This is a genomic window from Poseidonocella pacifica, assembly GCF_900111875.1.
GTDB lineage: Bacteria > Pseudomonadota > Alphaproteobacteria > Rhodobacterales > Rhodobacteraceae > Poseidonocella > Poseidonocella pacifica.
This window is the reverse complement of the sequence record NZ_FOJU01000004.1, coordinates 317,536-328,427: the sequence shown is the minus strand read 5'-3', so window position 1 is coordinate 328,427 and position 10,892 is coordinate 317,536. Positions and strand designations below refer to the sequence as shown.

General features: G+C 61.1%; 10 protein-coding genes. 4 read left to right on the top strand and 6 right to left on the bottom strand.

Annotation, left to right across the window (positions count from 1 at the left end; translation table 11 throughout):
* Nucleotides 1–20: 20 nt before the first annotated feature.
* Genes fmt through def (BM234_RS13555) form a run of 3 tightly spaced genes read right to left on the bottom strand, consistent with a single transcriptional unit; the run spans nucleotide 21 to nucleotide 1,935 of the window.
* Nucleotides 21–926, bottom strand: coding sequence for a methionyl-tRNA formyltransferase (gene fmt, locus BM234_RS13565; RefSeq protein WP_092065875.1), 906 nt, complete (start codon nucleotides 924–926; stop codon nucleotides 21–23).
* The gene (gene def / locus BM234_RS13560; protein WP_092065873.1) at nucleotides 923–1,417 is read right to left on the bottom strand and encodes a peptide deformylase; all 495 of its coding nucleotides are present in this window, start codon (nucleotides 1,415–1,417) and stop codon (nucleotides 923–925) included. Before def (BM234_RS13560) ends, fmt begins: the two co-directional genes overlap by 4 nt.
* On the bottom strand, nucleotides 1,417–1,935 hold the full coding sequence (def, locus tag BM234_RS13555; RefSeq protein ID WP_092065871.1) for a peptide deformylase: 519 nt from the start codon (nucleotides 1,933–1,935) through the stop codon (nucleotides 1,417–1,419). The genes def (BM234_RS13560) and def (BM234_RS13555) overlap by 1 nt, the downstream gene beginning before the upstream one ends.
* A gap of 100 nt (nucleotides 1,936–2,035) precedes the next feature.
* On the opposite strand from def (BM234_RS13555), the gene BM234_RS13550 reads away from it, so the two are divergent.
* Complete coding sequence (locus BM234_RS13550; RefSeq protein WP_092065869.1) at nucleotides 2,036–3,208, top strand: MalY/PatB family protein; 1,173 nt, start codon at nucleotides 2,036–2,038, stop codon at nucleotides 3,206–3,208.
* A 17-nt stretch (nucleotides 3,209–3,225) separates the two neighbouring features.
* Here the strand turns inward: BM234_RS13550 and BM234_RS13545 are convergent, their stop codons facing one another.
* Entirely contained in the window at nucleotides 3,226–3,573 is a 348-nt protein-coding gene (locus tag BM234_RS13545) for a hypothetical protein (protein ID WP_092065867.1), read from the bottom strand.
* 180 nt (nucleotides 3,574–3,753) lie between these two features.
* Here BM234_RS13545 and BM234_RS13540 point away from each other — a divergent pair, with 180 nt between their 5' ends.
* Nucleotides 3,754–4,728, top strand: a complete 975-nt coding sequence (locus BM234_RS13540) for a glutathione S-transferase family protein (RefSeq protein WP_092065865.1) — start codon at nucleotides 3,754–3,756, stop codon at nucleotides 4,726–4,728.
* On the opposite strand, the gene BM234_RS13535 is transcribed toward BM234_RS13540, so the two are convergent.
* The gene (locus BM234_RS13535) at nucleotides 4,729–5,091 is read right to left on the bottom strand and encodes a response regulator transcription factor (protein WP_092065863.1); all 363 of its coding nucleotides are present in this window, start codon (nucleotides 5,089–5,091) and stop codon (nucleotides 4,729–4,731) included.
* Nucleotides 5,092–5,304: 213 nt separating this feature from the next.
* Between BM234_RS13535 and BM234_RS13530 the strand changes: the two genes are divergently transcribed.
* Both BM234_RS13530 and BM234_RS13525 read left to right on the top strand, forming a co-directional pair.
* On the top strand, nucleotides 5,305–6,477 hold the full coding sequence (locus BM234_RS13530) for a lytic murein transglycosylase (RefSeq protein WP_092065861.1): 1,173 nt from the start codon (nucleotides 5,305–5,307) through the stop codon (nucleotides 6,475–6,477).
* 126 nt (nucleotides 6,478–6,603) lie between these two features.
* Nucleotides 6,604–7,323: a PRC-barrel domain-containing protein gene (locus tag BM234_RS13525; RefSeq protein WP_092065859.1), complete on the top strand. Its 720-nt coding sequence runs from the start codon at nucleotides 6,604–6,606 to the stop codon at nucleotides 7,321–7,323.
* 77 nt (nucleotides 7,324–7,400) lie between these two features.
* On the opposite strand, the gene BM234_RS13520 is transcribed toward BM234_RS13525, so the two are convergent.
* On the bottom strand, nucleotides 7,401–10,856 hold the full coding sequence (locus tag BM234_RS13520; RefSeq protein WP_092065857.1) for a chromosome segregation SMC family protein: 3,456 nt from the start codon (nucleotides 10,854–10,856) through the stop codon (nucleotides 7,401–7,403).
* Nucleotides 10,857–10,892: the final 36 nt, after the last annotated feature.

Genomic DNA, 10,892 nt, shown 5'->3' with positions numbered 1-10,892 from the left:
CCCGCGACTCGGGCACTTTCTCAGAGCGTGTCGCCAGCACTGATCTTGAGTCCACGAAGGAACTCTTCGGCGCTTTGCGGCCCTCGGCCCTCGCGTTGAAGGTGGCTCATCCTTACTGCGCCCTCGCCGCAAGCGACCAGCATATTGTCATCGAGCACCTCTCCCGGCGCGCCGCGACCTTCTGCAAGCTCACTTCCCAAAAGTTTGATCCGCTGACCATCGCGCATGATCCAAGCCCCCGGAAAGGGAGATAGCGCGCGGATCTGTGCGTCTACCTCTGCAGCAGGCCGTGACCAGTCCACTTGCGCTTCCGCCTTGTCGATCTTGGCGGCATAAGTCACGCCGTCTGTCGGCTGGGGCACCGCGTCCAGTTCGCTCAACCGATCAAGTGCGTCCACAATCAACTTTGCCCCAAGGTCCGAGAGGCGATCGTGCAAGTGACCCGTCGTTTCCGTCCTCCCGATCGACACGGCCTCGCGCAAGAGAACCGGCCCGGTATCAAGGCCCGCTTCCATCTGCATGATGCAAACGCCGGTCTCGGCATCGCCCGCCATGATGGCGCGGTGTATCGGCGCAGCTCCGCGCCACCGGGGCAGCAAGGAGGCATGGATGTTGAGACAGCCATGGGTAGGGGAGTCCAGCACCGGCTGTGGAAGGATCAAACCATAGGCCACGACCACGGCGACGTCAGCCCCAAGGGCGGCGAAGTCCTGCTGTGCGTCCTCGTTGCGCAATGTTGTCGGTGTACGTACCGGCAGACCAAGGGCCTCCGCCCGCGCATGAACTGGCCCGGGTCTTTCCTTTTTGCCGCGACCGGCGCGCCGGGGAGGCTGCGAGTAGACGCAGACAATATCGTGACCCGCCTCGTGCAGCGCCTCCAGACTCGGAACGGAAAATTCCGGCGTGCCCATGAAGATGAGTTTCACCGCAACTTCTCCGCCTTCTTGATCAACATCTGCCGGCGTGTCCGGCTCAGCCGATCGAAAAACATCTTTCCGTTCAGGTGGTCTATCTGATGCTGGACGGAAGTCGCCCACAGCCCGACGAAATCACGCTGCTCCATCTCTCCATCGGCGTTCATGAACCGAACCGTGACACCGCGCGGCCTCAGGATCTCAGCGGAAACACCGGGCAGGTTCGGACTGGCTTCATCATGGGCGTGGAACTCCACCGACGCATGGAGAATCTCCGGATTTGCCATGCGGACCGCCTGCCCCCGTTCTTCGCTGGCATCCACGACTGCAAGTCTAAGGTTGATCCCGATCTGCGGCGCCGCGAGGCCGACACCGGGCATCGCCTCCATCGTGTCGATCATGTCGTCCCAAATCGCACGGATGTCGGAATCAATGCCCTCAACCGGCACGGAGACCATACGCAGCCGCTTGTCGGGCCAGGGAATACAGCGCCGTCCACCCATCAGGACCGCGCCTGCTCCCGCTTCAGCTTGACCATCTTGCGAGTGATCATCTGACGCTTCATGGGTTTCAGATAATCGATGAAAAGCTTGCCATCGAGGTGATCAATTTCGTGCTGGACACATGTCGCCCAAAGCCCGTCGAAGCCCGCCTTTTTTCCCGTTCCATCAAGGTCGAGCCAGCTGACCTCAACCTCAGCGGGGCGCGTGACCTCAGCATATTGATCCGGGATCGAGAGGCATCCCTCTTCGTAAATGTTCAACTCCTCAGAGGCGGCGGTGATTTCCGGGTTGAGCATCACCATCGGTCTTGGCTCTGCGCCCTCTTCTTTCACGCAATCGAGCACGATGAGCCGTTGCATCACGCCGACCTGCGGGGCCGCAAGCCCGATCCCGGGGGCATCATACATCGTCTCAAGCATATCGGACGCGAGTTGCCGCACCTCATCGGAGAGTTCCTCCACAGAGGGGCAGACCTTCTTCAGGCGGGGGTCGGGGTGGATCAGGATCGCGCGTTTCATGCCGCTCATCTAAGTCAAGCCGCCGCATCTCGCAACGCCTCTTGCGCCCGCAGTGTCAGGCGTTAGCGTCCTTCGCGACAACCGATGCGAAGGACCACCCATGAATTTCGACGAGATCATCGACCGGACCGGCACACACTCCGCTAAATGGGACATGATGGAGCAACTCTATGGAGTTCCCTCCGACAGCGGGTTGCCGATGTGGGTCGCGGATATGGATTTTCGCCCCCCTGAAGTGGTTCAGGAAGCGGTTCAACGCATGGCCGCGAATGGTGTCTATGGCTATTTCGGGGATGAGAGCGCCTATCGCGCCGCGATACGTTGGTGGCTTGCGGAGCGCCATGGATGGACGGTCGAAACCGATTGGATCTTTACCACCCATGGCCTTGTGAACGGTACCGGCCTTTGCATCGATACCTATACAGAGCCGGGCGACGGGATCATCCTCCTTTCCCCGGTCTATCATGCCTTTTCCCGCGTGATCCGCGCCTCCGGGCGGGAGGTTGTCGAATTGCCACTGGCACTCCGGGAGGATCGCTATGAACTCGACATAGACGCATGGCAGTCTGCGCTTACCGGCACGGAAAAGATGCTCATCCTGTGCTCCCCGCACAATCCAGGCGGCCGCGTATGGACAGCGGCGGAATTGCGCGCCCTTGCTGATTTTGCGCGCGACAACAACCTGCTGCTGGTGTCCGATGAAATACATCAGGACCTGATCTTTCCCGGCAACACCCATATTCCAATGGCCGTAGCCACCCCGGATATCACGGATCGGCTGATCATGATGTCTGCCACGACCAAGACCTTCAACATTGCAGGGGCCCATGTCGGCAACGTGATCATCCCCGACCCTACTCTCCGCAGCAAGTTTTCAAAGCGGATGAGCGCTTTGGGGATCTCGCCCAATTCTTTTGGGTTGCACATGGCCACGGCCGCATATTCCCCCGACGGGGCGATCTGGCTCAATAGCCTGATGCTGTACCTTGATGAGACACGCAAAATCTTTGATGCAGGTATCGCCGGAATTCCCGGCCTGAAGAGCATGCCGCTCGAAGGCACCTACCTTGCGTGGGTAGATTTCAGCGGAACCGGTATGACCGAGGCAGACATCCTTCGACGTGTGGAAAAAGCCGCGCGCATTTGCACGAGCCACGGCAAGACCTTCGGCAAAGGTGGAGAGAACTTCTTGCGATTCAATCTGGCGACGCCGCGTGCACGGGTGGAGGAGGCCATTGCTCGCCTACAGGAGGCATTCGCGGACCTGCAATAGTCAGGCCACTCGGGCATTCACTCCGGCGCAGGAAGAAATCCAGCAGGCGTCACTCGATCCGTCACATAGTCCAGCGGCGGCGCGCCCAAAGCATCACTTCGCCACTTGAACGCGAAATGGACGCGCCCCGCATCTTCGCCCGTGGCCACGATCAGGCAATGCCGCAGAAAACGGTCTCCGTCGAAGAAATCGACATGCCCCGGCAACCGCGCGGCGGCCTCTCGGTCTACTGAAAAACCGTCGTCCCATATCTCTCGAACCGGCACGCGCACCGTACCTGCCTCAACGCGCAACCTCGGGCGCGCCTTGCTTGCCTTGGCACGCGATGCGGCGAGTTCTTCCTCTACTTCCCGCGGTAAAAACACCCTGTCCCCCAATCCCTCGGGCGCGTGCGAATCGTGGCCCTGAAAAGATCATACCCCATATCCCGCGCGCCGGAGCGGTCTCCTCTCTGTGCATTCGCGCATGTGTCCTGCGCGCATACCCTGCCTTTTCGCAGAGCGCGCAGGCGTCATATTGAGGTTGGAATACAAGGAGGACGACTCATGGGTTTGCTCGTTGACGGACAATGGCAAGATCAGTGGTACGACACGAAAGAATCCGGCGGTAAATTCGTCCGGTCGACTGCGAAGTTTCGGAATTGGATAACGCCCGATGGTGCCCCCGGCCCGTCGGGGGAGGGGGGATTTCCTGCGGTATCGGGTCGGTATCACCTCTACGTCGCCCTCGCCTGTCCCTGGGCCCATCGCGCACTGATCTTCAGGGCGCTCAAGGGGCTGGAGCCTCATATCGGCGTTTCTGTGGTACATCCCGACATGCTAAACGACGGCTGGACCTTCGCGACGGATTTTGACGGCGCAACGGGCGACGATCTCTATGGCCTCCCGTTTCTTCGGGACATCTATACCAAGGCCGATCCGGAGATTTCGGGCCGCGTGACTGTACCAGTCCTTTGGGACAAGGAACGCGAGACCATCGTTTCGAACGAGTCCGCTGAAATCATCCGCATGTTCAACTCGGCCTTCAACGACCTGACCGGAGACACGCAGGATTTCTACCCCGAAGCCCTCAGAGCTGAAATCGACCACGTGAATGCACGCGTCTATTCCACGGTCAACAACGGTGTCTACAAGGCAGGGTTTGCCACCACGCAAGAGGCCTATGAGGAGGCCGTTCTACCGCTGTTCGAAAGCCTCGATTGGATCGAAGATCGGCTGAAGCGTCAACGCTACCTTGTGGGGGATATCGTCACCGAGGCCGACTGGCGGCTGCTGACAACGCTTCTGCGCTTCGATCTGGTTTATCACGGACACTTCAAGTGTAACCGCCGACGGATCGCCGATTATCCCAACTTGTGGGGATACACGCGAGAACTCTATCAGTGGGAAGGGATCGCAGAAACCGTTCGCTTCGATCACATCACGCGCCACTACCACTACAGCCATGACATGGTGAACCCGCACCGTATCGTGCCGATCGGCCCCGATCTGAATTTCGATGCGCCTCACGGCCGCGGGTGATCAGCTTGCCTGCCCATAGTGTTCGATGATCGCCGTAAGATCTTCGGGCGGTGTATGGGCGGGCAAATAGGCACAGGCCGACGGGCTGAGGCTGAAAATCGACCCGTCGGTAAAGAAGCTTCGCCGGGTGACGAAAACGATCCGCGCAGACGGCTGACGGTAGCTGACGTAATCCGCCACGGCCAGCGGGCTACCTGACTCAAGATTGAGATCGAGGATCACCACGGCGAAGGACCCTTTGGCCACAAGGTCAACAGCGCTGTCGGCATCTGCCGCGCGCTGAACCGCAAACCCCTCTCGCGTCAGGTGACGCTCCCAGAGCGTACCCAATTCTTCGTTGCTCTCTACGATCAGTACTTTCATGGACATCCTGTAAAACGCATCAGCGTCTGATACCCCATCCCTCCGCTCAGGGCGTTTACAAAGTCCTAACGAAATTGCTGTCGCGATCCGTACAGCGCGACTTCCTGCTCAGTTACCCTGAATAACGGCGATTCCTCGCCGAATGCGGGATATCGAATTCCCGCCGCCGCACACATCCTGTCGATGGGCGGAGCACCCTGTTATGGTCGGATCATGAAAATCATATACGCCCTCGCCGCCCTCCTCTTCGCCTCACCGATCGCCGCCCAGACCCCCTGCGGCGGACCGTTCGGCGCCTTCCTGAATGGCGTAGCTGCCGAAGCGAGCCAGAGGGGTGTTCCCTCTGACACGATACGCGGCTTCCTCGCCGGAGCCGCGCAGGACCCCGCGGTGATCCGAGCGGACCGGGCGCAGGGCGTCTTCCAGTTGCCCTTTCTCGAATTTTCACAACGTCTGATCAGCGCCAATCGCCTTCAGAACGGACAAGCCAACGCCCGCAAATGGGATGCCGTGTTCGACAGGGTGGAGCGGCAATACGGCGTTCCGCGCGGCGTGCTGCTGTCCTTCTGGGCGTTCGAGACGGATTTCGGACAGGTGCAGGGCAACTTCAACACGCGCAATGCACTCCTCACTCTTGCTCACGATTGCCGCCGGCCCTCACTGTTCCGGCCACAGATATTCTCGGCGATGGAGTTGTACCGCCGGGGTGACTTTGACCCGAACCGGACCACCGGCGCCTGGGCCGGGGAGATCGGCATGGTACAGATGTTGCCCGGCGACATTCTGGAAAACGGCATCGATGGAGACGGCGACGGGCATGTCTCTCTCAAGACGTCGCCTGCGGACGCGTTGATGTCGGGCGCCAAGATGTTGCGCCACCTTGGATGGCGGCCGAATGAGCCGTGGCTTCAGGAAGTTGTCCTTCCCGCCGACTTTGATTGGTCCGCGACGGGGTTGAACACCACGCGAAAGGTCTCCGATTGGGCGCGCGCGGGTGTCAGGCCACGCTCCGCATCCCTCGGCCCCTCGACGCTACCTGCATCAATCCTTCTTCCGCAGGGTCGAAACGGGCCTGCTTTTCTCGCCTATCCGAACTTCACCACGCTCTTTGAGTGGAACCGCAGCTTCGTCTATGTCACCACAGCGGCCTATTTCGCCACGCGGCTGGAGGGGGCGCCGATCTATAACGCCGGCAACCCCGATCCTGCGCTCAGCGGCGAGCAGATGAAAATGCTCCAGAGGAAACTCGTGGCCCATGGGCATGATGTCGGCGCCATCGACGGCATCCTGGGCGCGCTCACCCGCGCCGCCGTGCAGGCAGAACAGCGCCGTCTTGGCCTGCCCGCGGATGCATGGCCGACCCGCGCACTTCTCGACCGCCTCTGATCAAAAATTTCTCCTCCTAACATAAATTTCGATCGGCGGGCGGGAACTTTAATCATCGGCCTCCGTTATCTCGACGTGGAAGGGCAGCAATACCTGCTTCCCTCGTATGAGTAAGGAGGACCTACAATGAAACGTCTTCTGGCAACGACCGCTATTGTTTTCGCCGCGAGCACTCCAGCCTTCGCAGAATCCCATGCTATGGAAGCCGAAACCGACGCAGAGGTTCAGGCGCAAACCGAGCTTGGCACAGAGATGAACCAGGCCGGTGAAGAGATCGAGCAGGCAGCAGATGATGCCGCCGCTGAGATCGACCAAGCTGCTGAAGATACTGCACAAGCTGCAGAGAACGCCGGTGACGAAGTTGAACAAATGGCTCAGGACGGTCTCGAAACCGACACTGACGCGACGCTGAACGCCGATGCAAACGCAACCGCAATGAACGACAGCCTGTTCATCGGGTCCGCTTCGGTGAATGCCGGCGCACTTTCCGCCTCTGAACTGATCGGCAAGTACGTCTACAGCTCGGAAGCTGAAGTTTCAGGTGACGCGATGGCCGAAGCTGATGAGAACTGGAACAACATCGGTGAAGTCAACGACATCCTGATGTCTGCCGACGGCAAGATGCAGTCCGTGGTTCTCGACATTGGCGGCTTCCTCGGGATGGGCGAACACACCGTCGCCGTCTCAATGGACAAGCTCGACATCGTTCAGGACTCCGATGACGCTGACGATTACTTCGTCGTCGTGAAGGCCACCAAAGATGAACTGATGGCTGCCCCTGAGTTCAACAAAGACGACATTGGTACGAACACAGCTGTTGAAGAGTCTGAAACTGTTACCGAGTAACACTGTGTAGCAGTAACGAGTACCGCCCGCCGCACCCAGTGCGGCGGGCATTTTTATATCTGCCGTCTAGACCTTGGTCAGGCCACCATCTGTTCGGCCTTCTTGAGGTCGACCGAAACCAACTGGCTCACCCCCTGCTCCTGCATTGTCACACCAAAGAGGCGGTCCATACGTGCCATCGTAACCGCATGGTGCGTGATGATCAGGAAACGCGTGTCGGTACGGCGGCACATTTCATCCAGCAAATCGCAGAAGCGCGTGACGTTCGCATCGTCTAGCGGCGCGTCCACCTCATCAAGCACGCAGATTGGCGCTGGATTTGCCAGAAACACTGCAAAGATCAGCGCCATGGCTGTGAGGGTCTGCTCTCCCCCGGACAACAGCGAAAGCGTCGAAAGCTTCTTACCGGGAGGCTGGCACAGAATTTCCAACCCAGCCTCCAGTGGATCATCGCTTTCGACAAGCTCCAAAGTCGCCTCACCGCCGCCGAAAAGATGGGTGAACAGGAGCGAAAAGTTACTGTTTACCTGCTCAAAGGCCGTCAAAAGCCGTTCACGGCCCTCGCGGTTCAGACCAGAGATCCCAGAGCGTAGCGCTTTGATGGCTTCTTCGAGGTCGAGCTTTTCCCGCCGCAGGTCGTCGTGCTCTGTCTGCACCTCCCGCGCATCCTCTTCGGCCCGCAGATTGACTGCCCCGAGCGCATCCCTCTGGCGTTTCAGGCGATTGACCTCGGCCTCAATGGCCGCGCTGTCCGGCATCTTGTCGGCATCCGCGCCGAGCTTGGCGATCAAGCTCTCTGCACTTGTCTCCAACTCTTGCTCAATGCGGGCCGCAGCGCTTTCTGCGCTCTGCTTGGCGGCCTCGTGGCGCGCTTCCGCGCCCGCTCGGGCCTCTCGCGCTTCGGAGGCCGTGCGCTCCGCGTCCCGTTCCGCCACCACGGCCTCTCGCAGCGCGCTTTCGGCCTCGGCCAACCGATCGGCGGCTGCGCGCCGGCGCGTCTCCGCCGCCTCAACCTCCCGGTCGAGCGCTTCGCGCTTTCCGGCAATCTCCGCAGGTGTGCCGCGCGCAACCTCCAGCTCCTCCGCAGAGGCATCACGACGTTCGGACAGCTCCCCGATCCGTTTTCCCGCGGATTCAAGGCGGAGCTTCCACCCGCTCAGCTCCTTGGTCACCTCTTGCGCGCGTTTCAGCCGCGCCTCCCCTTCCCTGCGCAATTCATCCCGCGCAGAGCGGCGCGCCATCATCGTCATCCGCGCGGCCTCGACCGTCACCTTGATATCCTCGACCTGCGCGCGGGCAGTGCCAAGATCGCCGAGCGCATCGACCGCCCGTTCCGCTTCGCGCAGCCGCCCGCGTGCCTCTGTCGCCTCATCCTCGTGGCGTGTGACGGAAAGCCCCTGACTCTCCAACCTTCCGGTCGCAAGGTTCAGGTCGGCTTCGGCGCGGCTCAGGGTCCGGTTGGCGTCATTGGCCGCCCGGTCAGCCTCACGCCGTGCGTCCCTTGACGCGCGGTCCTTTGCCGCCGCATCCGCAAGATGAGCCGTCAACACATCATGCTGCGCCTTCGCCTCTGCGGCCAGCCCATCAGCCTTTTCCGCTTCTGCCCGGAGCGCTTCGAGCCGGTTCACCTGCTGCAATCGAAGCGCGGCGGCGCTTGGCGCATCTTCGTTCCGAGTGTGAAAGCCATCCCAACGCCACAGATCGCCCGCCGTACTCACCAACCTCTGGCCGGGACGCAGCGCCCCTTGCAGCGCCTTGCCTTCGGACGCATCCACCAGCCCGATCTGACCCATCCGCCGGATGAGGACGGGCGGCACCGACACATGCGCAGACAGTGGTAGCGCCCCCTCCGGAAGCGGCTGTGCGTCATCATAGCCGGGAAGCGCACGCCAACCCGATCCGCCCTCCGCGCTGATTTCCGGCGCGCGCAGGTCATCGGCCAAGGCCGCCCCGATGGCCTTTTCGTATCCCGCCTCCACCTGCAACTGGTCCATGATCTGCCCGCCTTCGGCGGTATCGCGGGCAAGCAGCTTGGCGAGCGCGGACGCTTCTGCGCGAAGGGCGTTGGCTTCTCCCTCCGCCTCCGACCGCTTCGCGCGCGCCTCGGCTTCCTCAGCCTGGATCTTGCTACGATGGCTTTCGGCGGCGGTCAGAGCTTCCTCTGCGGCCTGTGCCGCCGTCACGGCAGCCGCCTCTCCGGCTTGCGCCTCCGCAAACGCGATCTTGGCGCTCTCCAGCGCTGCTTTCGCCTCTGTTACCGCGCGGCGTGATCGCTCCGCCTCGTTCTCGGATCGCTCAAGTGTCTTGCGACTATCGTCAAGCAAACGATGCGCTGATTGATGCCGCGCAGCCAACCGGGCCAGATCCTCGGTAAGCTGGGTGAGATCATTCTCGCGAACCTGCAATACCTCCGACGCTTCGGTTGCCGCCTCGTTCGCCTGCGACAACCGCTCTTCGTGGCCATCGCTTGCTTTGGCAAGCTCAGCGGCTTCCCACTCCAGACGCGAGATCGTCTCGCCCGCGTCCCGGTTCAATCCAGCCTCCCGCTCCATGTCGCGATCAAGCTGTGCAATGCGCCGTTCCAGCGTCTCGATCTGTGAGGCCGCCCGCTTCGCTTCCTCATCGAGCCCGTCCCGTTGTACAGCAAGACGTTGCAGAACCGCCGCGGCAATCGCTTCTTCCTCCCGCAAGGCCGGCAACCCGGCCTCCTGCTCTGCACGCCGACCGGCTGCTTGACGGGCCGCCGCTTCGGCCTGAGCCGCGCCGCGTACCCGGCTCTTCAAAAGGGTTTCCGCCTGAATTCGGGCTTCGTCCGCCTCACGCCAAAGCCGATAGAGCAAAAGCCCCTCTGCCCGCCGCAATTGCGAGCCTATTTCCCGATAGCGCGCAGCTTGCCGTGCTTGCCGAGCGAGTTGACCAAGCTGATTGGCAAGTTGTTCGATGACATCGTCAACCCTTCCCAGGTTTCCCTCCGCTGCCTTCAGCTTCAACTCTGCCTCATGTCGCCGCTGATAAAGCCCGCTGATCCCGGCAGCCTCCTCAAGGATGCGGCGCCGGTTTTTCGGCTTGGCGTTGATCAGTTCGGAAATTTGGCCTTGCCGAACCAATGCTGGGGAATGCGCGCCGGTGGAGGCATCCGCGAACAGCATCTGAACGTCGCGCGCGCGAATGTCCTTGCCGTTGGCCTTGTAGGCGCTGCCGATGTCGCGCGTGATGCGCCGTACGATATCGAGGTGATCGCTCTCGTTGAAACCCGACGGGGCAAGCCGTTCGCGATTGTCGATCTGCAAGCCAACCTCGGCGAAGTGCCGCGCGGGGCGCGTGGCCGCCCCTGCAAAGATCACATCTTCCATCCCCCCGCCGCGCATCGCGGTCGGGCGGTTTTCCCCCATGACCCAACGAAGAGCTTCGAGCAGATTCGACTTGCCGCAGCCATTGGGCCCCACGACCCCGGTCAGCCCATCGGAGATGAGCAATTCCGTCGGATCGACAAAGCTCTTGAAGCCCGTGAGTCTGAGTTTGGAGAAGCGCAAGATTTGCCCCGCTGATTCCGAGTCAGCACCAAATGT

Bases quoted from the DNA above. Each gene is read 5' to 3' on its own strand.
- def (WP_092065873.1), bottom strand. From the start codon at position 1,417: ATGGGTGGACGGCGCTGTATTCCCTGGCCCGACAAGCGGCTGCGTATG.
- def (WP_092065871.1), bottom strand. From the start codon at position 1,935: ATGAAACGCGCGATCCTGATCCACCCCGACCCCCGCCTGAAGAAGGTC.
- BM234_RS13550 (WP_092065869.1), top strand. From the start codon at position 2,036: ATGAATTTCGACGAGATCATCGACCGGACCGGCACACACTCCGCTAAA.
- BM234_RS13540 (WP_092065865.1), top strand. From the start codon at position 3,754: ATGGGTTTGCTCGTTGACGGACAATGGCAAGATCAGTGGTACGACACG.
- BM234_RS13535 (WP_092065863.1), bottom strand. From the start codon at position 5,091: ATGAAAGTACTGATCGTAGAGAGCAACGAAGAATTGGGTACGCTCTGG.
- BM234_RS13530 (WP_092065861.1), top strand. From the start codon at position 5,305: ATGAAAATCATATACGCCCTCGCCGCCCTCCTCTTCGCCTCACCGATC.
- BM234_RS13525 (WP_092065859.1), top strand. From the start codon at position 6,604: ATGAAACGTCTTCTGGCAACGACCGCTATTGTTTTCGCCGCGAGCACT.